The 23,903-nt window shown below is 46.1% G+C and carries 15 protein-coding genes; 13 read left to right on the top strand and 2 right to left on the bottom strand.

Translation table 11 applies throughout. The features are described from left to right. The first annotated feature begins 66 nt into the window (after positions 1-66). From IEW05_RS15085 to IEW05_RS15070, 4 genes are all read left to right on the top strand, one after another. Positions 67-1,047, top strand: coding sequence for an ABC transporter permease (locus IEW05_RS15085; protein WP_188540157.1), 981 nt, complete (start codon positions 67-69; stop codon positions 1,045-1,047). 14 nt (positions 1,048-1,061) lie between these two features. Then, complete coding sequence (locus tag IEW05_RS15080) at positions 1,062-1,961, top strand: carbohydrate ABC transporter permease (RefSeq protein WP_188540155.1); 900 nt, start codon at positions 1,062-1,064, stop codon at positions 1,959-1,961. A gap of 236 nt (positions 1,962-2,197) precedes the next feature. Beyond that, positions 2,198-3,958, top strand: a complete 1,761-nt coding sequence (locus IEW05_RS15075) for an ABC transporter substrate-binding protein (protein ID WP_188540153.1) — start codon at positions 2,198-2,200, stop codon at positions 3,956-3,958. A 107-nt stretch (positions 3,959-4,065) separates the two neighbouring features. After that, complete coding sequence (locus IEW05_RS15070; protein WP_229753388.1) at positions 4,066-6,441, top strand: glycoside hydrolase family 95 protein; 2,376 nt, start codon at positions 4,066-4,068, stop codon at positions 6,439-6,441. An 18-nt stretch (positions 6,442-6,459) separates the two neighbouring features. Here IEW05_RS15070 and IEW05_RS15065 read toward each other — a convergent pair whose 3' ends face one another. Continuing rightward, on the bottom strand, positions 6,460-7,287 hold the full coding sequence (locus IEW05_RS15065; RefSeq protein WP_188540150.1) for an AraC family transcriptional regulator: 828 nt from the start codon (positions 7,285-7,287) through the stop codon (positions 6,460-6,462). 123 nt (positions 7,288-7,410) lie between these two features. Between IEW05_RS15065 and IEW05_RS15060 the strand changes: the two genes are divergently transcribed. After that, positions 7,411-9,444 (top strand): beta-galactosidase, encoded by a 2,034-nt coding sequence (locus IEW05_RS15060; protein ID WP_188540148.1) that lies wholly within the window; start codon positions 7,411-7,413, stop codon positions 9,442-9,444. Positions 9,445-9,546: 102 nt separating this feature from the next. After that, the gene (locus IEW05_RS15055; RefSeq protein ID WP_188540146.1) at positions 9,547-10,518 is read left to right on the top strand and encodes a phosphotransferase family protein; all 972 of its coding nucleotides are present in this window, start codon (positions 9,547-9,549) and stop codon (positions 10,516-10,518) included. Between the two features lie 140 nt (positions 10,519-10,658). On the opposite strand, the gene IEW05_RS15050 is transcribed toward IEW05_RS15055, so the two are convergent. After that, positions 10,659-11,450: an AraC family transcriptional regulator gene (locus IEW05_RS15050; RefSeq protein WP_188540144.1), complete on the bottom strand. Its 792-nt coding sequence runs from the start codon at positions 11,448-11,450 to the stop codon at positions 10,659-10,661. A 126-nt stretch (positions 11,451-11,576) separates the two neighbouring features. Here IEW05_RS15050 and IEW05_RS15045 point away from each other — a divergent pair, with 126 nt between their 5' ends. From IEW05_RS15045 to IEW05_RS15015, 7 genes are all read left to right on the top strand, one after another. Beyond that, entirely contained in the window at positions 11,577-13,826 is a 2,250-nt protein-coding gene (locus IEW05_RS15045; RefSeq protein WP_188540142.1) for an FAD-dependent oxidoreductase, read from the top strand. Between the two features lie 282 nt (positions 13,827-14,108). Then, positions 14,109-15,905 carry a cache domain-containing sensor histidine kinase gene (locus IEW05_RS15040; protein ID WP_188540140.1) on the top strand — a complete coding sequence of 599 codons (1,797 nt, stop codon included), beginning with the start codon at positions 14,109-14,111 and terminating at the stop codon, positions 15,903-15,905. Continuing rightward, positions 15,877-17,313 (top strand): response regulator, encoded by a 1,437-nt coding sequence (locus tag IEW05_RS15035; RefSeq protein ID WP_188540138.1) that lies wholly within the window; start codon positions 15,877-15,879, stop codon positions 17,311-17,313. Before IEW05_RS15040 ends, IEW05_RS15035 begins: the two co-directional genes overlap by 29 nt. 104 nt (positions 17,314-17,417) lie before the next feature. Then, positions 17,418-18,755, top strand: a complete 1,338-nt coding sequence (locus IEW05_RS15030) for an ABC transporter substrate-binding protein (protein WP_188540136.1) — start codon at positions 17,418-17,420, stop codon at positions 18,753-18,755. A 118-nt stretch (positions 18,756-18,873) separates the two neighbouring features. Further along, positions 18,874-19,743: a carbohydrate ABC transporter permease gene (locus IEW05_RS15025; RefSeq protein WP_188540895.1), complete on the top strand. Its 870-nt coding sequence runs from the start codon at positions 18,874-18,876 to the stop codon at positions 19,741-19,743. Between the two features lie 19 nt (positions 19,744-19,762). After that, entirely contained in the window at positions 19,763-20,611 is an 849-nt protein-coding gene (locus IEW05_RS15020) for a carbohydrate ABC transporter permease (RefSeq protein ID WP_188540133.1), read from the top strand. Between the two features lie 131 nt (positions 20,612-20,742). Then, a complete protein-coding gene (locus tag IEW05_RS15015) occupies positions 20,743-23,883 on the top strand; it encodes an alpha-mannosidase (protein WP_188540131.1) in 3,141 nt (1,046 codons plus the stop codon). The last annotated feature ends 20 nt before the right edge of the window (positions 23,884-23,903 follow it).

The raw sequence follows: 23,903 nt of genomic DNA, 5'->3' as shown, positions 1-23,903 counted from the left end.
TTGGGTATTTCGAATTCTCCCTCTGCTATATCATAGAGTTATAGCAGAGAAGGGGGGATTGGACACATGGAAACGCTCTCAGCGAAACCCGATACTAGAAATGTAAGCGTAACCCCTAGACCGCCGAAAAAGCGGAAACAAGGACTTTGGCAGAGTATAGTACGGCAGAAATATTTATACCTGATGTCCTTACCATTTGTAATTTGGTTGTTCGTATTTAACTATTTACCAGTCTGGGGCTGGACAATGGCATTCCAGAACTATAAACCGTCCAAATCATTTTCGGAACAGAAATGGGTTGGAATGAAGAACTTCGTGGACTTGTTCCATGATGAAAGATTTTACCTAGTCTTAAGAAACACGTTGGCCATGAGTATCTTGGGCATCATCTTTGGATTTATCGTGCCGATCTTTTTCGCGGTGTTCCTGAACGAGTTGAAAGGTACTGCTTTCAAACGAAGCGTTCAGACGGTATCTTATTTGCCTCACTTTGTATCCTGGGTCGTTGTGGCAGGAATCATTACGAAGCTACTCTCGATTGACGGCGGGATTGTAAACGATATCTTAATGTCATTGCATATCATTAAGGAGCCTATTCAGTTCATGGCTCAGGGGAAATGGTTCTGGGGGATTGTAACCGCTTCCGATGTGTGGAAAGAAACCGGCTGGAACGCGATTATTTATTTGGCTGCGATCACCGGAATCGACAAGGAACTATATGAAGCCGCTCGGGTTGACGGAGCAGGTCGCTTCAAACAAATGTGGAATATTACGCTTCCGGGAATTCGGACTACGATTTCTGTCCTATTGATCATGTCGATCGGTCATTTGATCGGTATCGGCTTCGAGAAACAGTTCCAGTTGCAGAATGCGCTAGTGACGGATTATTCCGAAGTGTTGGATCTATATGCATTGAAATACGGTATTAATATCAGCCGTTTCTCATACGGTACAGCCATTAGTATGTTTACCTCCGTCGTAAGTATCATACTGTTGTTTACGGCGAACGGCATCATGAAGAAAACGACCAAAGAAAGCATTATGTAGAGGAGGGGACAAACGTGGCAGCAAAAGCATTTAATGCAACAAGATCCGAGAAAATTTTTGACATCTGCAACATCATTCTGATGGCAATCATACTGATCATCACGTTGTATCCTTTCTTGAACGTGCTGGCGATCTCGTTTAATGATTCGAAGGATACCGTTCGGGGCGGCATTTATATATGGCCGCGTGAGTTTACTTGGGAAAACTACAAAACGATTTTCGGCTATACCGGCTTGTTGCAAGGGTTTAAGATCACGATGTTTCGGACGATTGCCGGTACCATACTCGGCTTGATAAGCTCGTCTATGCTTGCTTATACCTTGAGCCGCCCGGATTTTAGATCGCGGAAATTCGTTTCTACCTTTTTGGCTCTGACGATGTATTTCTCTGGCGGGCTGGTTCCTACTTACATGCTCATGCGGCATCTGGATCTGATCGGCACGTTCTGGATTTACATTCTTCCTGGTGCAGTCAGCGCGTTTAACGTCTTTATCATCAGATCGTTTATCGATGGATTACCTTACGCCCTACAAGAATCGGGAAAACTCGACGGTGCCAATGATTTTATGATTTATTACAAAATCATTCTTCCGCTCTGTAAACCGGTATTGGCAACGATTGCGTTGTTCCTGGCAGTTGGGCAATGGAATTCCTGGTTTGATACTTATTTGTACAATGGAAATAAGCCTCACCTCACTACACTGCAATATGAATTGATGAAGGTACTGGCCAGTACGAACCAAGGTTCCGCAATGGCTAACGCGAACGACTTGGCCAATCAGATGGCCCAGGTATCGCCGGAATCAATCAAGATGGCGATTACGATTGTCGTAACGGTCCCGATTCTAGTTGTATATCCATTCTTACAAAGATATTTTGTATCCGGTATGACTTTGGGTGCCGTGAAGGCTTAATGTTATTGATTTAGAATGAACCAGTTCCGCCGTACTAAACGATTAATACGGCGGGCTGGTATCCAGTAAGACTCTTTTATAAAAGCAAACATTGAAAGCCCTTACTTTCTGGGAAAGTACTAGAGTTAAAAATAAACGCGCTCTTATTAACAATATTTTGTGTTTTTAGTAAGGTATTTACAGGTTAGCCTGTTATACAATATATGTTTATTATTTATAATGAGGGGGAACTAGAAATGAAGTGGAAAGGTCCTAAAACTTTTGCTGCTCTTTTATTGGCAAGTACTTTGCTTGTAGGCGGTTGCGGTAGCTCAGGTAACAATGACAAAAACAATGCGGCAGCAGGCAATACAGGCAACACAGGAAATACGGGCACTAATAGCCAAACCGAACAACCAGCGGAAGACACAAGCCCTATCAGTTTTACCTTCTTCGGTGGGGATGCCAGCCCGAACTGGAACGGAATGCAGGATGATGTCGGTAAAGTAATCACCGAGAAAACTGGCGTAACTATTGATGCTGAATTTGATGTAGGTGCTGGTGGCGGTGAGAGCAAAGTTGCCTTGATGGCAGCAAGTGGTGATGTTCCAGATTTAATCTTCGCTAAAGGCGAGCTGTCCAAACTGATCGATGCTGGACTCATTGTTGATATGACTGATTTAATTGATAAATATGCTCCAAATATTAAGAAAATTTTTGGCGATAACATGAATCGTTTGAAATACAGTAATGAAGATCAATCCATCTATTCGATCGTTACGAACATGGGTGTCGATAACCAATATTTTGATGCGACAGGTGGTTTTGAAATCCAACATCGCGTATTGAAAGAACTCGGTTATCCGCAAGTTCGCACATTAGCGGATTATGAGAAAGTATTGAAAGATTACTATGCTAAGCATCCTACAATCGACGGACAGCCTACGATTCCGCTCACCTTAAGTGCGGATGACTGGAGAATCATGATCACCGTTACCAACCCGGCGTTCATAGCAACTGGTGCTCCGGATGACGGCGAATACTATGTCGATCCAGAAACTTATGAAGCTAAGCTTCATTACAAACGCGCAGAAGAGAAAGAATATTTCCGCTGGTTGAACCATATGTACAATGAAGGATTGCTCGATAAGGATACTTTCGTACAGAAGGAAGACCAATATAAAGCAAAAATCGCCAGCGGCCGCGTACTTGGTTTAATTGACCAAGAATGGGGTTATGCAGACGGGGAAAACGCCTTGAAATCTGCAGGCAAAAACGATGCTACTTACGCCCATTTCCCTGTTACATTGAGCGAAGATTATGTTGACCATTCCTTCCAACCTGCAGGGGTTGACGGATACGGTATCGCAATTACGACGGCTTGTAAAGATCCAGTTCGTGCTATCAAGTTCTTAGACTGGTTAGCTTCCGATGAAGGTCAAGTTCTCAGAAACTGGGGGATCGAAGGCAAACATTACAATGTTGAAAACGGTCAACGGGTAATTCCTGCTGAGATTACAGAAAGAAGAATGAACGATACAGCTAACTTCACTAAGGAAACAGGTCTTGGTAATCCAGCTGGCTTGTATGCAGCATTTAGCGCACGTTATGGTGACGGGGTTAAAGATTCCACAGATAATTTCTACACAATCAACTTCCCAGAACAAATCGTTGAGCTTTATTCAGATGCTGAAAAAGAATCATTGAAAGCTTACAATGCTACAACTTGGAAAGATTTGTTCCCGCAAGAAAGCGATTTTGAAGCTAAGGAATGGGGCGCGCTGTACAACATGCCTGTTCCAACAGACGGCGATTATCAAGTTATCTCTAAGAAAACGCAAGATATCATCCGCAAGAAAATTCCGGAAGCAGTTCTTGCAAAAACATCTGACTTCGACAAAATTTATGACGGCTTCTTGGCTGATCTAGATAAAGCCGGTGCAGAACAAATGGAAGCTGAATATACTCAGCTAGTTAAAGCGAGAGTATCATTGTTTACTGGTAAAGACATTAAATAATTAAATAATAGTTTCTACAAAGAATCTAAATAGCAAGAACAAGGAAAAGGCCCGTGAATTTATTCGGGCCTTTTCTTTCTAAGCTGCATGGAGTGGAGGTTGAACAAATGATGGGAATGAACAATGGAAACACAAGGTGGAAGTTATGGTATAATCAGCCCGCTTCCCGCTGGGAAGAGGCTCTGCCAGTCGGAAACGGGCGGATTGGTGCGATGGTATACGGTGGCGTGAACAGTGAGATCATCGCTCTTAATGAAGATACATTATGGTCTGGATTTCCCCGTGATGGGCAAAATTATGAGGCCCTTCGGCACTTAAAGAAGGTGCGCGAGCTTATATTTTCCGGGAAATATAGAGAAGCGGAAGCTTTGATCGAGAGGAACATGTTGGGTAGCCGGAGTGAGTCGTATCAACCACTAGGTAATTTGTTAATCCAACAACAAGGCAAGAACTCTTACAATTCTTATTATCGAGAGCTTGATCTTGATACAGGTATCTCAAGCGTACAATACAATGTTGGTGGGACAAATTGTACAAGAGAAGTTTTTGTTAGTGCACCCGATCAAATCTTAGCTGTTCAAATTGCAGCATCAGGACAGAGTCCATTAGAGTTAAGTTTGTCACTGGACTCACCGTTGAAACACTTGACCTTCGTAAATGAGCTGACTGATACCATTGTGCTCCGAGGACAATGCCCGAGCCACATAGCTGATAATTATCTTGGAAATCATCCACAATCTATACTTTACGAAGAAGGTTTGGGTCTAATCTTTGAAATTCATTTGCGTGTGTTGATTGATGAAGGGGAAGTAAAGGTCGTGGAAGGAAATAAACTTACAGTTAATGGAGCAAAAAAGGCAACCTTTCTGCTCGCAGCGGCAACGAATTTTGCGGGATACGATGTGATGCCGGAACAGAGCGGAGAGTCACTTTCAAATACATGTAGCGCACAGTTGGATGCAGCTGTACAAATAGGTTATGTCAATTTACGTAGTAGACATATCCAAGATCATCAACAACTGTTTCGGCGGGTGAGCCTTGATTTAGGTAATTCAAGGAATGAATCGCTCCCGACAGACGAGCGACTAGCAGCATATCGGACTGGTGATGTAGATCCTGGGCTTGAGTCATTGTATTTTCAGTATGGTCGGTACTTGCTTATGGCTAGTTCCAGACCAGGCACGCAGCCAGCCAACTTACAAGGAATATGGAATTATCATATACAGCCTCCATGGAATAGTAATTATACGACGAATATTAATACCCAAATGAACTATTGGCCTGCTGAGATATGCAATTTAAGTGAGTGTCATGAGCCATTAATTCAGCTGGTTAAGGATCTAAGCGTGACAGGTGCAAGAACTGCTCGTATTCATTATGATTGTGGGGGTTGGGTAACGCACCATAATATCGATCTATGGAGATCGGCTATTCCAAGTGATGGTGAGGCAAGCTGGGCATTCTGGCCAATGGGTGGAGTTTGGCTGTGTCGCCATGTGTGGGAACATTATGAATTTGGACGTGATGTGGAGTATTTGAGGGAAACCGCTTATCCATTAATGAAGGGGGCAGCGCAGTTTTGCTTGGATTGGCTAGTCCCTACGCCAGAAGGTATTCTTGTTACGGCACCTTCGATTTCACCGGAGAATAAATTCCTTACGCCAGAGGGAGAGCCATGTAGTGTATCCGCTGCATCCACGATGGATATGGCCCTGATCGCTGAGATATTCAGACATTGCGTCCAAGCTGCTGAAATATTAGGTATAGATGAATCTTGGATACAGGAAGTTGTCCAAGCGGAGGCTTGTTTGGCTCGGCCAGAGATTGGAGATGATGGGCGTCTTCAGGAATGGAACAAACCCTTTGCAGAAGTTGAACCGGGTCATAGACACGTTTCTCATCTGTATGGACTGTATCCAGGTAATTCAATTACGCCAACGAATACGCCTGAACTTATGGAAGCAGCTCGTAAAACACTTCAAAGTCGCATTAGCCAAGGTGGTGGACATACGGGATGGAGTTGCGCTTGGCTTATCAACTTGTATGCTCGACTAGGAGATGGGAAGTCAGCTCATCACTTTATGCGTACACTATTGGCTCGTTCGACGTATCCTAATCTTTTTGACGATCACCCCCCTTTTCAAATCGATGGTAACTTTGGTGGGACAGCTGGTGTGGCAGAAATGTTATTACAGAGCCATTTGGACGGTATCGATTTACTCCCGGCACTTCCTGAGGCCTGGCCAAAAGGTAAGGTTAGTGGTTTGAGAGCAAGGGGAGGGTTTGAGGTTGAAATAACCTGGGAACAAGGACAACTAGCCACAGCGGTGTTAACGACTTCTCATCGTGGTTGGTGCTGTGTTCGTTGTGGTGAAATGAAACTAGATATTATAAGTCCGGACGGATCCGTTATCTCTGAAGGAAAACGTTTCTGGACGGAGCCGAATGAAATTTATTATATTAGCACACTCCTACATGCATAGGGTGGCTCCTTTATTGAACTAATGAAGTCTCCTGAATTGCTGCGGCGTCATCCCTGTATGCTTACGGAACGTAGCGACAAAATGACTTGTATCGCGGAATCCTGTCACAACGGCAATAGAAGCAACTGTAGATAAAGGATCACCTGCAAGCAGTTCTTTAGCTTTGTGAATGCGCATTTGCACAAAATAAGCATATGGGGACAAGCCAAATGTCGGTTGGAACAATTTACTCAAATGACGGCTTGAAATACCAAGTACTTCGGCAAGGTTGTCTAATCCGATATCGGGATTATTGTAGTGCTCCTCCATCCACTTCAGTAGAGGGGCTAATTTTTCCATATTACGAGAAATGGATATGTTATTTCCTTGACTTAGCTTACTCAATTGACCAAGGAAACGATAAGTATCTACAGAGATCTCAAGTCCAAACAAGTCGGAGCGATCATTTATTCTCGACAGCATTAGACTAAGAAGTGAGCCAAATGGTGAACTAGCTTCCCATTGAAAGAAGGCGGGATCGTTTATTCCGAATGAAGACAGAATAGTAGCGGACGAGTTACCGCCAAAGGTTAAGTAAAATGTACCCCATATGTTGTCTGAGGAAGATTCATAGGCATGAGGTAATCCCGGCGATAGCAGTACACCGCTGCCAGGTGAGAGATGCACTCGTTTATCACCATATGTCAGGACTCCTTCTCCAACTTCGGCCTGAATCCAGTGGTACCATGGGTAACCTTGGGGTCTTGAGATCTTCTCTTGATTAGGGTTATAGCCGATACTTTCTACAATAAGTGGAAGTCCGGGGTTACCCGTAGGAGAAAATACGAATCTACGTAATGCCTTCATCTTGTGGTCTCCTCTATTTAGTTCCATATTATTATATATAAGGTCGATAATATTATATATAATATGGGGTTTATTAATTATAAAATGGTAATATAATTATACTCCATAAAGGAAGTGTTAGCAGTGATTAATAATAAATTACCAAAAATATGGTATGGTGGCGACTATAATCCAGAACAATGGGATGCCGAAGTTTGGCAAGAGGACAGCCGGATGTTCAAGCTGGCAGGTGTTGATGTAGCGACAATCAATGTGTTCTCCTGGGCTATGGTTCAACCAGATGAAGAAACTTATGACTTCTCATTTTTAGATGCAACGATGGATCGGTTATATCAAGATGGGGTCTATGTTTGTTTGGCTACCGGTACAGGTGCACACCCAGCATGGATGGCACATCGTCACCCGGATGTGCTTCGGGTAGATGTACAAGGTAGAAAACGGGCATTTGGCGGACGCCATAATTCTTGTCCAAACAGTCCTACCTATAGAAAATATTCAGCGAAATTGGCGGGAAAACTGGCGGAAAGATATAAGGATCACCCAGGTTTGTTAATTTGGCATATCTCCAATGAGTACGGAGGATATTGTTACTGTGAGCAATGTGCTGCCGAGTTCCGTGTATGGCTGCAAGAGCGGTATGGTAGTTTAGAGAAGTTGAACAAGGCGTGGAATACCCGTTTCTGGGGACATACGTTCTATAGTTGGGATGAAATCGTGCCTCCTAATGAACTGAGCGAAGAGTGGGGTGGCAGTCGCACGAACTTCCAAGGCATCTCTTTGGATTATCGCCGCTTCATGTCACAGAGCCTCTTGGATTGTTACAAATTGGAATATGATGAGTTGAAGAAGCATACACCTGACATTCCTGTGACAACGAATCTGATGGGAACCTATCCAGAGCTAGATTATTTTGAATGGGCGAAATACTTAGATGTGGTCTCTTGGGACAATTACCCATCGCTTGATACACCCGTTAGCTTTACGGCAATGACACATGATCTCATGCGGGGAATTAAGAATGGGCAACCATTCATGCTGATGGAGCAAACACCAAGCCAGCAAAACTGGCAAGCCTATAACTCTTTGAAACGCCCAGGTGTTATGCGTTTGTGGAGTTATCAAGCAGTGGCTCGGGGTGCGGATACAGTCATGTTCTTTCAATTGCGTCGTTCGATTGGGGCGTGTGAAAAATACCATGGTGCGTTAATTGAGCATGTTGGTCATGAACATACTCGCGTATTCCGTGAATGTGCAGAATTAGGTCAAGAGTTGACCCAGTTGTCGGATTCGATCCTTGATGCCCGAATCAAATCCAAGATTGGAATCATTTTTGACTGGGAGAATCGTTGGGCGACCGAGCTCTCAAGCGGACCTACTATTGCGCTGAATTATGTGAATGAAGTGCATAAGTATTACGATGCTCTATTTGAATTGAATATAGAGAGCGACATGATCGGCGTAGAGGAGGACCTCAGCAAGTATGAGATCGTCATTGCACCTGTTCTATATATGGTGAAACCAGGTTTTGCAGAGAAGGTAGAGAAATTTGTCGCAGCGGGCGGAACCTTTGTAACAACCTTCTTCAGCGGAATTGTTAATGAGAGTGATCTGGTAACGTTGGGCGGATATCCAGGAGAACTGCGTTCTTTGCTAGGTATTTGGGCAGAAGAAATCGATGCTCTATTCCCGGATCAGAAGAATTCTATGGTACTGAACCAATCATGGGGAGCACTTCAAGGTGCTTATGAATGTGGTATCTTATGTGATCTGATTCATAGTGAGGGTGCTGAAGTGCTGGCGGAATATGGTAGCGACTTCTATCAAGGTCGCCCTGTTCTTACGGTAAATCAATTTGGTGCTGGCCGTGCATATTATGTAGCTAGTAGTCCTGAAGCTTCATTCTTGCAAGGATTTCTCGCTAACCTATGTGAGGAGAAAGGGATTAAGCCTCTCGTCAAAGCACCGTCAGGTGTGGAAGTGACACAGCGTGTGAAAGATGGGGTTGCTTATTTATTCCTGTTGAATCATAATGCTGAGACAGCAATAGTGGAAATTGGCCGTGAAGAGAAGAAAGATCTGCTCAGCGGTGAAGTGGTTTCGGGAACCGTTTCGTTAGCAGGTCGAGGAGTTATGATTCTTGAGGGCACCGAAGTATAAAGTAAACACAGTCTTATTCGTATAGCATACACGATGACAGAAAGTACTCGCTTTGGCTATTGTAGCTTTGCGGGTACTTTTTTTGATGAGGGGGATTATCAAATGGACAGTGGGATTAAACTTGTTTTGGATGAGAATGAATTGAGCGTTGTAATTAAGGCTGCTTTTGGTGAGCATGCCGGTATATCGTCAGTTCATGAATTGAAGGATGGTTGGTTTAACTCAGCTTATTCGATTGTTCTGGATACTGGGAAGAAAGTGGTACTGAAAGTGGCACCCTTGAATTCATCGACTGGAGTTATGCGTTATGAGCATAATGTGATGAGAGCTGAGGTTGATGTCCTTAAGTTAATCCAGCAGACGGGAGGAATACCTGTTCCTGAAGTACTCTTTTACGATGACAGTTGTTCTGTTATTGAAGGAGAATACTTTATTATGGAGTATCTATCTGGGGAGCCGTACAACAAAGTGAAGGAAGCTCTTTCCCCAGAGCAAAGAGAAAAGATAGAGCTAGAACTAGGTAGACTGAATCGATTGATCAATGAGATTAAGGGAGAACGTTTTGGATATTTTTCTTTGGAAGAACAACATGGAGAGAATTGGACTCATGTATTTATGGCGATGGTAGCAGGTTTACTTGCTGACGCTAAGGATGCTAATGTTTCACTTCCAGCAGCAGCGGAGGACGTAATGGCAGCTATTGAGCGGCATTCTTCCAGCCTAGAAGAAGTAACGATCCCTTGTTTGGTACACTGGGATTTGTGGGATGGAAATGTCTTCGTAGATGATGGGGACATATCCGGATTAATCGATTGCGAGCGAGCGCTTTGGGGCGATCCGCTAATGGAATATTACTTCCGAACTTCGGCTAACTGCCCTGCATTTATGCAAGGGTATGGTATACAAGAGATGACTACAGCTCAGAAGAAACGGTTGATGATGTATGATTTATATCTTGACCTCATTTTACATATAGAATGTACCTACCGCCAATATAGCGATCCAAACCATCTTCAGTGGGCTGAGCAAAATTTACAGCAGAGTTGGGATCGATTTAAGTCATTGGATATTTAAAAGAAGGCTGTCCTTAACATTATCCCAGATATTCAGATCGGACAATGCAATTTTTTCTAGAGTAAAGCCAAAAAGCCTGTAAAGCTGGATTCCCAGCTTTACAAGCTTTTTTGTTATATAGCCAGTTGTTAGATCTGAAGCTAGACGCGAGGCATGTTGCGATACTGTGAAGGGGGCATCCCCCGCTTGTTCCGGAATATGCGGCTCAAATAGAAGCCATTCTCGTATCCACACAGTTGCGCGATTTTGTCGATACTAAGCTCTGTTTCCAGTAGTAATTTGCTAGCCTTGTCCAAGCGGAGTCGAGTCGTATAATCGGAAGGAGTCATTCCGTAAGCCGCGCGAAAACGTCTCGTCAACTGCACCGGGGTAAGCTGCAGTGAGAACGCCAAGTCCTTCATATCGATTGGACCGAACGCATTGGCTGCAATGAATTGGGCAGCCTTCCGCATCTCCACATCAGCCAGCATCCCATGTAACCCTAATTCCTTCGGTACATTCCTCTCCAGTTCGAATAAACGCCATATATCGCTTACCAGATGTTGTTTTCGCTCCATTGCAGCTTCATCCTGTTCCAACGCAAGCAATCGCAAGTAACGGTAGTCGGAAAACAGCCGTTCAATGTCCGTGATCATCAGCTTACCGGTCAATGACCGCCTCTCCTCAAGAGAAGGCTCCGAATCCCACGTGAAATGAATAAAGTGAAACGTCAAAGGTTCAAGTGTTCTTCTATGAAACCAGGTATTTGGTGGGCAGACCACCAAGCTACCAACCCCGGCTTCGCCTTCTTGTTCTTCTATGCGGTAAGCGAACCTACCTTCTTCCACAGCGAACATTGTCCAGTAGGAATAAATATCCCGGTCGAGAGCAAATGTTTCTTTCTTGATCCAATGAAGGTGCGTCTCGAGCCGGATCGAAAAGTCGCTTCTCATCTTATCGCCACCATCAAATGAAATAAAGTATATAGGATATCGTAACATGATGCATGGAATTTGGGAATGTGTAAGTATATCATGAAATCAAGGATATTCAAAGTTATTATAAGGAGATGTTCAATCATGAGGCAGGAAGTTATAACTTCCGATATTACGGTTGTCGGCGGCGGCTTGGCGGGAGTGAGTGCCGCTGTCGCTGCAGCTCGGTTGGGCAGGACTGTATCGCTTATTCAGAATCGTCCGGTGCTAGGTGGAAACTCAAGCAGTGAGGTTCGCGTATGGGTTTGTGGAGCGACCGCCCACGGAACGAACCGATATGCGCGAGAGACTGGTATTATGGGCGAAATGTTCATAGAAAATCAGTACCGAAATATCGACGGGAATCCGTATATTTGGGATATGATTGTGCTCGAGACTGTGCGAGCGGAGCCCAATATCCGCTTGTTCTTGAATACCGATGTCCATGAAGTGGAAGCCGAAGGAGACGCGGATAGCAGGGTCATCCGTTCAGTTACCGGCTGGATGATGGGTTCAGAGCGGCGTATCCGCTTTGAAAGCAACATGTTCCTAGACTGTACAGGTGATGGACTGATCGGATTTCTGGCCGGGGCCAAGCACCGCATCGGCCGCGAGGCAAGGGACGAGTACAATGAGGATTGGGCACCGTCCGTTGCAGATGATATTACCCTGGGAAGTACGATGTTCTTCTATACGAAGGATGCGGGCCATCCTGTTCAGTTTATACCGCCAAGTTTTGCGAAGGATATAACTGAGACATCCATTCCCCTGAAGCGCGTCATCCGCAGCGGTGATAATGGATGCGCTTATTGGTGGATCGAATGGGGCGGGGAATTGGATACGGTTCACGACAATGAGCGGATCCGTGACGAGTTATGGGCGGTGATCTATGGTATATGGGACTATATTAAAAACTCCGGCAACTTCGATGCCGACAATATGACGTTAGAGTGGGTGGGCTCCATCCCGGGAAAACGTGAGTACCGCCGCTTTATTGGTGATTATGTACTTAACCAAAATGATATCGTGGCGCAGCGCGAGTTTGAAGACAGTGTGGCCTTCGGCGGATGGTCCATCGATTTGCATCCTCCGCAAGGGATGTATTCAACGGAAAGCGGCTCCAAGCATTTACATGCGGATGGGGTCTATCACATACCATTCCGGTCCTTGTATTCCGTCAACGTGAACAATCTGATCATGGCCGGCCGCAATATCAGCGCATCGCATGTGGCATTCGGAACGACTCGTGTTATGGCGACATGCGCCGTTATTGGCGAGGCTGCTGGAACCGGTGCTGCATTATGCGCGGAGAAAGGAGTTTCTCCACGCGAGTTCTACCGGACCCATTTGCGAGAACTTCAGCAAACACTGCTTCGTCAGGATGCGTCTATCATCGGTTTCCGTAATGAAGATTCGATCGATTTGGCGCGGAGTGCCAAATCAGCGGCTTCAAGCACGTTGACGCAATTAGCTGTGGAGAAGCCGACTGAATCCTATCGACTAGCTTCCGATATCGGCTTGCTCTTGCCGGTCGACCCGGAGCTGAATGGGATCGAGTTGCTCGTTGATGCGGCTGAGAATACGACATTGGAACTGGAGCTTTGGGATACCGGACGAGGTGAGAATTGTATCCCGCATACGATACAGACGACTACTTCGACTCCGGTAATGAAAGGTGTAGGGCAGTGGGTGAGGCTGCTCCTCCATTGGAAACCCGATACTCCACAAAATGCTTTCCTCATTGTCAAAGCGAATGAAGAGATTGTCTTACATCTGTCCGATGAGCCGCAATTTGGGGTGCTTGTGTTCGAGAAAGGACCGCAACCTGTCGTATCCCCGGAACTGGGGGATCAACAGCCAGCTCAGCCGGTGGTAGAGTGGAATATGCGCCCGTTTGTCCGCAAACCGATCTGCTTCCGTCTTCTTTCTATGACACAAGCATTCGCACCAGATAAGGCGATCGACGGATATCATCGGCCGTTTGCTGGTCCTCATCTGTGGTCGTCAGCCTTGCTACGGGAAGACACACCGGAGTGGCTGGAGCTGAGTTGGTCGACACCAGTAAATATCTGCACGATTCATCTTACATTTAATGACGACGTGAACGAGGATTTGATTAATCTTCATCATCACCGTACGTCGTTCGTGACAATTCCCGAGCTGGTCAAGGATTACCGTGTGCAGGCTTATATGAACGGCAACTGGATCACCGTTGCCGAAGGTCGAAACAATCGGAAACGTAAAATGGTGCATACACTGGATCGGCCTATTATCTCCAACCGGCTCCGCATAGTGGTTGACTCGACCAACGGTTGCCCGTATGCAGAGATTGTGGAGATTCGCGTATACGAATAATCGATATATAGGTATAGGAAGCAGTTTCAACTCCTAAGAATCGTTATATGAATCTACAAGTTTTATAACTACTTGCCTCGTTTTTACACGTGATATAATCGAATAGATGAACAACAATAAACCAAAGCTCGCTTTGGTTTTGGCAAAAAAACCTCTTAAACAAGAGGTTTTTTTTGCCTATTCGAGTAATCAGGCAATTATTTGATTGCATGAATATATGCCTCCGTCACTCTTCGTAACATGAGAACATACTATTACTTTTTGGGGAGTGGATCCTACTCAATGCCAAACTGGCGCAATTTTATTCCAAACACTCTGAAGCACAGGCTTATCATAGCTTATATCACCCTTCTGATGGTTCCTTTGTGTGTCGCTATCTTTTATTTGTTCCAGCATTTTGAAGCGATTCGTCAGAAGGATATGATGGATCGAATGTCCGAGCGTATGCAGCAGGTTCATGTGTCCTTGACGGATATGATGGCATTCGCCTATAAGGCAAATATCATGCTGAGCCAGGACGAGAGTTTGATCCAGATTATGCATGATCCGGACAAGTATGATGCCCTTGACCGAAAGAAAGTGATCGAAAGTAAAATGTTTGGAATTAACAACAGCTTTTTCTTCCACCAGACTGACCTGTATTTTAGATTCATAGACCTTAAGGGCAATGTATATACCTCCTATGCTCCTAATGGCCGGTTGACTAATGAGCTGAAAGATTTACAAGACTGGCAGAGGAAGCTGCAAAGCGGAGCTCATTCATATCGCTGGGTGGCGGATGATTGGAATGATGTGAATGGTAGTAAAGGAAGTAAGTTTCTAAGCCTTTACACCGTTCTCGATGACCAACTACGGGGAAATTTCGGACTGGCGCAGATCAGCATCAACATCCAAGAATGGTTCCGCAGCACATTAAAGGATAGTCCGGTCAACCAGGATTTGACCATCTTTACTGGACAAGGAGAGACCGTTCTACATAGCAAGAAAACAGCCTTCAGCACGGAGATGATGCAGAGAATTATGTCTCTACAGGCACAGGAAGGACATTACGAGGATAAACACTCCTCTTCTCTCGTCAATTACAGCTATCTTGAGGAGCTAGACTGGTATGTGGTCAGTCAAATGCCACTAAGCGATCTGCAGCAGGAAATCCGGCAATTAAGGTTTATCGTTCTCCTCTTTTTGACCATTCTCGTCATCGTCTTCGTGCTGGTGACCATCATTCTGTCTGCCCGAATGACGGAGCCGTTGTATGTCCTGGAGCGCAGCATGGAGGAAGCACTGGACAAGAAGCTGAATGTCAAAATTTCTATTGGCAAGGATGCAACAGACGAAGTGCGTTCACTTGGTGAAAGCTTCAACCGGATGATTGATGATATAGTTGCGCTTATTAACAAGCTTAAGCTAGAAGAACGGCAAAAGCAGGCGGTTCGGTTCCAAATGCTGCTCTCTCAAATGAATCCACATTTTTTGTTGAATACCTTGAATACGGTCAAATGGATTGCCAAAAAAGAAAAGCAGAAGGAGATTGCAGACATTTGCGCCTCTTTGGGGCTAATACTGGAGGCAAGCTTAAATTCGGAAATTGAATTGATTCCCCTCAAAGAAGAAATAAGGCTGTTGCGCTCCTATGAATCCATACAGGCGTTTCGCTTCCGGGGTCATTTTGTCATTCTTTATGAAATGGATGAGTCGGTTCAACATGCTTTGGTTCCCAAGCTTAGTCTTCAACCTTTGGTGGAGAATTCCATCGTCCATGCCTTTGATGCAGCTGACGGGTGCGGCACGATTTGGGTGAGGGTCAGAGCGGAGGGAAGCGAGCTTATTCTGGAGGTGGAGGATAATGGTATCGGTATGGAAGCGGCCGCTCTCAATCCGGGAAGACGAAGCGGTCACGGCATCGGACTGAGCAATCTGAGAGAAAGGCTGCAATTGCTTTTTAAGCAGGAGGGCTCCATGGAATTTATATCCGGTGCGGAAGGGACCTTGGTCCGAATCAGGCTACCTTTGCTGATTGCAACGCCTTATTCACAGGAAGGAGACGGTGGGCATGTGGACGATTTTACTGGTGGAAGATGAAGCATTTGTTCGAGAAGCCATCCGGGAAACAGTGGATTGGGAACGTCACGGATTTTGTGTTGTAGGTGAGGCAGGAAACGGCAAGGAAGCTCTTGCGGCTATTCTGGAATATAAGCCCGACGTTGTGATTGCTGACATTGTCATGCCGGGAATGGACGGGATTGAACTTTTAAAGGAAACACGTAAGGCAGGAATTCACAGCCGTTTTATTATGCTGACGGCCATGGGCCACTTTGATTATGCTCGGGATGCTCTCCAATACGGAGCTTTTAACTATCTGTTAAAACTGTCCTTAAATGATGAAGTTCTACTCGAGAACTTGGCGCGGATTAAGGAATCATTGCTTGAGGAACTCAGCATGGCTGGAGAGGCGCTTTATCCTCATTATCATCGTATCTGGTCAGGCATTCGGGGAATGGTCGCGTTGACTGATATAGATCAGGCCGGAACGATAGCGGCAGCAGAGAAATTCCGCAGTTTGAGCCTTGATATTGTTACAATGTTGAGCGGAGCTACCCCTTCTGCTCTGGAACAGACAAGTATTCAAACTGAGAAGTATCTGTTGGTTCAAACCTTCTATGAGGGGGGACAGACAACATTCTTTTGCTGGAGCTTCCAGAAGAAGGCAGAGCATGTGAGTAGGAATAATTCGAACGGTTCCATTGGACTGACTGCCGGCAGCAATCTGAACCAGCTGTCCCAGGATTGGCGCTCTGCGCTCAATCAGTTGAACATAGATTGGTACGGCTGTAAGGAAGGCCCGGTGAAAGAGCGACACAGGCTGTCGTCTATCGCGGAGCTGGAAGCCGAGTTGATCCGCTACTTTGAAGAACGTGACGAACTCAAATGCGCTGATGTGGTAGCTCAAATGTGGGATAGCATGGAAGCCTCTTCGTTCTCTCATATTGAGGTGAAAATGCTGGCTGCCCATCTTCTTCATATGCTGGCCATGCTTGCAGGACGACAATCGGAGGAACGTCAGGAACTAAATTCGACCATCAGTCATGAGTCACTGCTTGTCTATGTACAGCAAGCCATACGTAAGTTGCTCCGGGAAATAAAGGAGGAAAATGTTAGTTATACAGACCATCCCGAGGTGAATCGGGTGATTCAATATATGCTGGAGCATTTCAAGGAAAATATCAAGGTTGCGGATTTAGCCAGGTTGGTCTCCATTAACGTGGATTATTTAAGCACCGTGTTTGGCAAAAAAACCGGGCAGACGCCGATCGTTTATTTGCAAAATATCCGGATCGAGCAGGCGAAGCGTTTGCTGCTTCATTCCAAGTTAAATGTGGAGCAGATTGCTCTTCAAACGGGTTTTGCCGATGATGCGTACTTCATTAAGGTGTTCAAGCGTATGGTTGGGCAAACGCCTAGCTCTTTTAGGCGGGAGAATAACATCTAAGTTTTGTACTATTAATCTGCAAGTTTCAGCTCTTATGAGATAAGGGACGGCTTGGTATAGTTGGGGTGAATCAAACAGCCAATATAAGGGAGGTTGCAAGAAAGATGAGAAACAGAAGATGGATGATTGTAGGGCTGGCGCTACTTGTAGCAGTGCCACTGGCACTTGCCGGTTGCGGTGGAAAAGGGAACGGCAATCAAGCGGAGGGAACGACTTCCTCTGAGGCAAGTACGACCAGCAGTGACCCGATCAAGCTTACTCTGTGGGGAGCTGTACCATCCGAGAATGGCCCTCAGGAAGTTGTAGACAACTGGAATAAGCAAAATCCGGACATTCAGGTGGAATATGTACGTTTCGTTAATGACGATGCGGGTAACCTGAAGCTGGATACGGCGCTTATCTCTAGTCAGCCCGTGGACATGTACGTAAACTATGATTTTAGCCTTTATGAGAAGCGGATCAAAGCGGGTAACGCCCTTGATCTCAGCAAGTTCTCCGACTACAACGTGGACGATAAAATGGGGGAAGGAGCTGCGTTATGGAAGGTAGACGATAAGTATTACGGTCTACCCACCCAGAAGGGCTTGTCCTTTGTTTGGCTGAACAAGGATATGCTTGATGCCAAGGGACTACCAATTCCGACGGAATGGGGGCTGGATGAGTTCAGAGATTATGCCGCCAAGCTGAAGGGTGACAACATCTGGGGATTAGCGCAAAGCGATTATTACTTCAATGTACCCATCAACGGTTCCTTGCAGAAGCAAAGCTTACAGCTGACAAAGGCCGATGGAACCTCCGCTTTTGACAACCCGCTGACGGTTAAGACGCTTCAGGTATATTCGGACATGATGTTCACCGATAAGAGTTTGATGCCTCATACAGAGCAGATCACTTCGAAGCCTGCCTTGGACCAAATGTTTGTGAAGGGAGAAACAGCAATGCTGTTCTCTACAAACCAGATTTTCCGCACGACGAACAATGTGCAGGAGTTTCCGCGGACATTCAAGGTGGCGGCTGCTCCAGCGCCCAAGGTGAATAAGGATCAGAGCGATTATATTAACGCCGGCGGCTTAGGTGACGTGATTTCCATTAATCCCAGCACCAAGCATCAGGAAGCTGCCTGGAAGTTTATCCAATGGTATGCAGATGGTGGAATGCTGCCGATGGCGGCAGGCGGAAGAGTACCTTCCTCCAAGGACTTCCCGGTCGATGAGGCTGTCGCGCTTATGTTCAAAGGCGTGGAAGATACTTATGATCTGGATTCAATCAAGCGGGTCATGTTCGGCGATTTGCCGCTTGGCTTAAGCCGACTGGACCGGAAGACAGGAACGGAGCAGCAAGCAGTCTATGACAAAGTATTTACCCAGAAGCTAACGCCAGAGGAAGGCGCGACGGAATTAGCACGGGTACACAACGATAATTTGAAAGCGTTATCCAAATAGCACCGTCAGGCCAAAGAGAGATGGGTATGGTTAGGACCGTACCCATCTGTGGCCGCAAGTTGCATAATGCTACAAGCTACATTATTAGACAGAAAGGCGGTGACCGATCGTGAGTTGGATGAAGCGGCAGAGGCTGATTGGTTATGTGTTTATCGCTCCCAATCTAATCGGAATGATAGTGTTTATGCTCATTCCAGCCCTGTTCTCCTTTTATTTAATGTTTACGGATTGGGTATTCGCTAGTGGGCAATCCCCGCACTTCGTTGGATTGGATAATTTCAGGATGATGGTGAGAGACGATTTATTTGTTGTATCGGTAAAAAACACCTTAATGGTGCTAATTCCAGTACCAATTTCTATATTGATCGGATTTCTAATTGCAGTCATGCTCAATAATCGTACCTATTTGCAGAAAACATTACGGGCGTTTTTTTTCGCTCCGTATTTTACCAGCGGTATCGCCATCGCTTTCGTCTGGATGGTGCTGTTTCAACCTAGTAAAGGACCAATTAACGCATTCCTGCGGTCCATAGGTGTAGCTGATCCTCCATTATGGTTCGCTTCGCCTGATACAGCGATGTATGCAGTGCTGATCATGATGACCGCTGGCGGGATTGGCTACAACATGATCATTTATTTGGCAGCAATGCAAGAGTTATCTTCCGAGCAGTTAGAAGCTGCCAAGATGGATGGAGCAACATTTGGGCAGTTACTACGCCTAATTATATTTCCATTAGTTAGTCCGACGACTTTTTTCTTGATGATCACTGGTTTTATTGGCTCTATCAAGGGGTTTGGCATGATTTATGCGATAACCCAAGGAGGGCCTGGCAATAGTACGACGGTTTTCTCTATTTTCGCATATAAAAAAGCCTTCAGCTTCTATGAAATGGGTTACGCGTCGGCTGTCTCATGGACCATGTTCCTGATCATCCTTTGCATCACGCTTATTCAGTGGGTTGGCCAGAAAAGATGGGTCCATTATTAACAGAGGGGAAGACGCACAAATGGATACGAGAAATAGCAAAATAATCAGAGAACGGGTGATTAAGAGCATTAATACGATCATCATGGCGCTAGCTAGTTTGCTGCTGCTATCGCCAATGATCTGGATGATCAGCACCTCGTTTAAAAAACCGAAGGATGTTTTCACTTATCCGATTCAATGGATTCCGCACGATCCAGTATGGACCAACCACTTTAAGGTATGGATGACGGGAGACGGATTTACACTTTTCTATTTCAACTCCTTGAAGATTTCTATAATTTTGATGATTGGAGCTCCATTGCTCGCTGCCTTAGCGGCGTATGGTTTTAGCCGTATTCCGTTTAAAGGGAGGGATGCTATCTTTTTACTATATTTATGTCTGATGATGATTCCACCTCAGGTACTTTTTGTACCGAAATTTATCATGTTTGATTGGATGAAAATTTATAATACCCATTGGGCGCTCATTCTTCCGGGTTTGTTTACGGTGTTCGGCGTCTTCATGATTCGGCAATTTTTTATGAGTATTCCCCATGAAATATCTGAAGCGGCTTTTATTGATGGAGCCGGTCATTTTCGAATTTTCTTTCAATTGTTTCTGCCACTTTCCAAACCGGTGCTGGCGACCTTCGCGATTATTGACTTTACTTGGACTTGGAATGATTATGAGAACGCCTTGATTTTCTTGTTGGATAAAAAACTGTTTACGGTACCACTTGGCATGCAAAATTTCATGCTGGAAGCAGGAGTGGACTATAACATGATGATGGCTGCCGCTACGGCGGGAGTTGTGCCGCTACTCATCGTCTTCTTCCTTGGCCAAAAATATATCATTCAAGGGTTCTCAAGTTCTGCAGTCAAAGGTTAAACGATGAATTTGAAAATTAAGATAGACCTTTCCGACTTTTAAGGTGTGAAATTGCTCGAAGTGAGCTTTTCATACCTTGGAAGTTTTCTTTTTCGAATAATTACACGTGCTATAAAGAGGGGACTTAAAACATGTTTTGGACTGAAGAAAAGCTGGAGCAACGCTTAAAAGAGTTAGATGGTTACCGTTATCGGGACTTGCGCCCGATTGAGGAGTGGATGTTCACGCCCGATCCAGACAAGCTGAACGGCGCTAGGCCGCCGGTAACCTCGAGCTCCGATGCAATGATAAGAATCGGTGACCGTTGGACGGGGCGCGATCTGTACATTTGGCTAAGGCAACGGGTTACGATCCCGTCTGAATGGTCGGAACATACGATAGTCGGGCGATTCGATTTTGGGAGCACGGGGCCGGGGCATAATTCGGGCTTTGAATCGCTGCTTTATGTTAACGGCTCTCCATATCAAGGCGTTGATTCCAATCATACAGAAGTATTCATGCGACAGGATTGGGCTGGAAGCGAAGTTGATCTTTGCTTCCGGTTGTGGTCCGGATTGGAGGGAGGCGGCATACCGCAGGAGCAGGAGCATCAGATCAGGAAGGCGGAGCTGGCCGTGTTGGACGAGGCTGCTGATGACCTCTACTTCACGGGCCAGGGTGTATTGAATACGGTCAAGGTACTTGAAGAGCATCAGCCGGAACGATTCGAGCTGTTGCAGGCACTGGACTACGCCTTTAAGCTGATCGATTGGTCTAAGCCCGGATCGGAGGCGTTTTATGATTCGATCCGGCAGGCAGCAGGTGCGCTGCGCGAATCGGCGGCGTCGTGGGAGAAGACGAGTCAGGTCGCAGTGCAATGCATTGGCCATACGCATATCGATGTCGCGTGGTTATGGCGACTGACGCATACCCGCGAAAAAGCGGCGCGCTCTTTTTCCACCGTCCTGAGGTTGATGGAAAAGTACCCTGAATACGTGTTTCTACAAACACAACCCCAACTGTACGAATACATCAAGGAAGACTATCCGGACATTTACGAAGACATCAAACAGCGAGTCAAGGAGGGGCGCTGGGAGGCGGGAGGTGCCATGTGGTTGGAGGCTGATTGCAATTTAACCAGCGGAGAATCACTCGTTCGGCAAATCCTGTACGGGACCCGCTTCCTACAACAGGAATTCGGCGTGACCTGTAGTTACTTATGGTTGCCTGATGTATTTGGTTACAGCTGGGCATTACCGCAAATTTTGAAAAAAGCGAATATCGATACATTCATGACGACAAAGATCAGCTGGAGCCAGTACAACCGGATGCCGCACGACACCTTCATTTGGCGTGGTATCGACGGCTCCGAGGTACTGACGCATTTCGTGACGACGCCGGAGGTTCCCGGTTCGACGGTATGGTGGTATACCTACAACGGATTGATCGAACCTTACTCCGTCAAAGGAATTTGGGATACGTACCGTGACAAAGGCTTGAATCGTGAGCTCCTGTTGTCGTATGGCTACGGTGACGGCGGCGGCGGAGTCAACCGTGACATGCTGGAGATGCGGCGCCGCTTGAATGAAATTCCCGGCCTACCTCACGTCAAAACGGGTCGGGCGGGAGACTATTTCGCGAGGCTGCAGGAGACCGTAGAGAAGACAGACCAGTACGTTCATACATGGGACGGTGAGCTGTACCTGGAATACCACAGGGGAACCTATACAAGCCAAGCGTACAACAAACGGATGAACCGGAAGCTGGAACTCCTGTACCGGGATGCGGAGTGGCTGCAATCATTGAATGGGATTAGCGGCGCAGGATGGAAGGAATATCCTCAGCAGAAGCTGTATAAGGGCTGGAAGACGATTATGCGGAATCAGTTTCACGATATTATTCCGGGCTCATCCATTCCGGAGGTTTACGAAGATTCGCGGCGTGAGTATGATGAAGCGGAAGCGTGGGGACTGGAGGCTAGGAAAGATGCGGCCGAAGCGCTTTCTACGGGTGAGTCAATGTCATGGACGGTGTGGAACAATGCTTCCTATACACGTACCGAGTTGGTCCGGGTACCAGTCGAGTTCGGTATGGAATCGGGCTATTGGATCGCCGCGAATGGCAAAGTACTCGATGCCGTGAAATTGGGTGACTTCTGGAAGGTCCGCGTTACTGACGTGCCTTCGGCGGGGGGGCTAACCATCCGTTTCGAGCCGTCGTCGCCGCTAGATACGAAGGAAGCAGAGCCGATGTTCACCTACGAATGCCGTATACTCACAACGCCATTCTACATTCTGGAATGGAATGAGTTCGGGCAGTTGACGCGTCTATACGACAGGAAGGCAAAGCACGAGGTCATCGCCGAGGGAGCGTGCGGCAACGTGCTACAGGTATTCGAAGATAAACCAAAGATGTTCGACGCATGGGATATCGATTTGTTCTACCAAGAGAAGCAACGTGAAATCAGGCAGCTCGAATCAATCGCCTTAATCGAGAACGATGCGTACAGCGCAGTTTTGCGTTTCGAGTGGCGGTATATGGATTCGCATATCGTTCAGGACTTGACCGTTTACGCGGACAGTCGGCGAATTGATTTTGCTTCGGAGATCGATTGGCGGGAGAAGCAGCAACTGTTAAAAGTCGCTTTTCCGGTACAGGTACGAGCTACGGAAGCGACGTACGATATTCAGTTCGGCAACGTCAAACGTCCGACACATTGGAATACGAGCTGGGATTATGCTCGTTTCGAGACGGTCGCGCATCAATGGGTTGATCTATCTGAACGGGGCTTCGGGGTTAGCCTGTTGAACGACTGCAAATACGGTCACGACATAAAGGATAACATCATCCGGCTGACCTTGATCAAATCCGCTACGTATCCGGATCCAAATGCTGACCAAGGACTCCATCAATTTACGTATTCGCTGTATCCTCACTCCGGAGATTGGGTGGCCGACGGTACCGTACGAGAAGCTGCTTCGCTCAATCAACCGCTGACACTGCTTAAAGGTTCCGCCGCCATGTCAGGCAAATCAATGCTGCAGCTGGATGTGGACCATGTCATAGTTGATACGGTGAAGAAGGCAGAGGACAGCGACCAGGTTGTAATCAGGTTGCATGAATATACGGGTGCGCGTGGGAATGTTATTCTCTCCAGCGATTTCCGCATCGTTTCGTGGCAGGAAACCGATTTGTTGGAACAGCCGATTATCCCGCTTCAAGAAGGCCCACATATCTCCTTTGATATCAAGCCATACGAAATCAAGACATTCCTTATTGACATGAAACCGTAATGAATGGGTAGAGGAGAAGA

The organism is Paenibacillus segetis, from assembly GCF_014639155.1.
Lineage (GTDB): Bacteria > Bacillota > Bacilli > Paenibacillales > Paenibacillaceae > Fontibacillus > Fontibacillus segetis.
This window is presented reverse-complemented; position numbering and strand designations above follow the sequence as displayed.

Coding starts and splice junctions, on each gene's coding strand:
- IEW05_RS15085 (WP_188540157.1), top strand. CDS start 67: ATGGAAACGCTCTCAGCGAAACCCGATACTAGAAATGTAAGCGTAACC.
- IEW05_RS15075 (WP_188540153.1), top strand. CDS start 2,198: ATGAAGTGGAAAGGTCCTAAAACTTTTGCTGCTCTTTTATTGGCAAGT.
- IEW05_RS15070 (WP_229753388.1), top strand. CDS start 4,066: ATGATGGGAATGAACAATGGAAACACAAGGTGGAAGTTATGGTATAAT.
- IEW05_RS15065 (WP_188540150.1), bottom strand. CDS start 7,287: ATGAAGGCATTACGTAGATTCGTATTTTCTCCTACGGGTAACCCCGGA.
- IEW05_RS15055 (WP_188540146.1), top strand. CDS start 9,547: ATGGACAGTGGGATTAAACTTGTTTTGGATGAGAATGAATTGAGCGTT.
- IEW05_RS15050 (WP_188540144.1), bottom strand. CDS start 11,450: ATGAGAAGCGACTTTTCGATCCGGCTCGAGACGCACCTTCATTGGATC.
- IEW05_RS15045 (WP_188540142.1), top strand. CDS start 11,577: ATGAGGCAGGAAGTTATAACTTCCGATATTACGGTTGTCGGCGGCGGC.
- IEW05_RS15040 (WP_188540140.1), top strand. CDS start 14,109: ATGCCAAACTGGCGCAATTTTATTCCAAACACTCTGAAGCACAGGCTT.
- IEW05_RS15035 (WP_188540138.1), top strand. CDS start 15,877: ATGTGGACGATTTTACTGGTGGAAGATGAAGCATTTGTTCGAGAAGCC.
- IEW05_RS15030 (WP_188540136.1), top strand. CDS start 17,418: ATGAGAAACAGAAGATGGATGATTGTAGGGCTGGCGCTACTTGTAGCA.
- IEW05_RS15025 (WP_188540895.1), top strand. CDS start 18,874: ATGAAGCGGCAGAGGCTGATTGGTTATGTGTTTATCGCTCCCAATCTA.
- IEW05_RS15020 (WP_188540133.1), top strand. CDS start 19,763: ATGGATACGAGAAATAGCAAAATAATCAGAGAACGGGTGATTAAGAGC.
- IEW05_RS15015 (WP_188540131.1), top strand. CDS start 20,743: ATGTTTTGGACTGAAGAAAAGCTGGAGCAACGCTTAAAAGAGTTAGAT.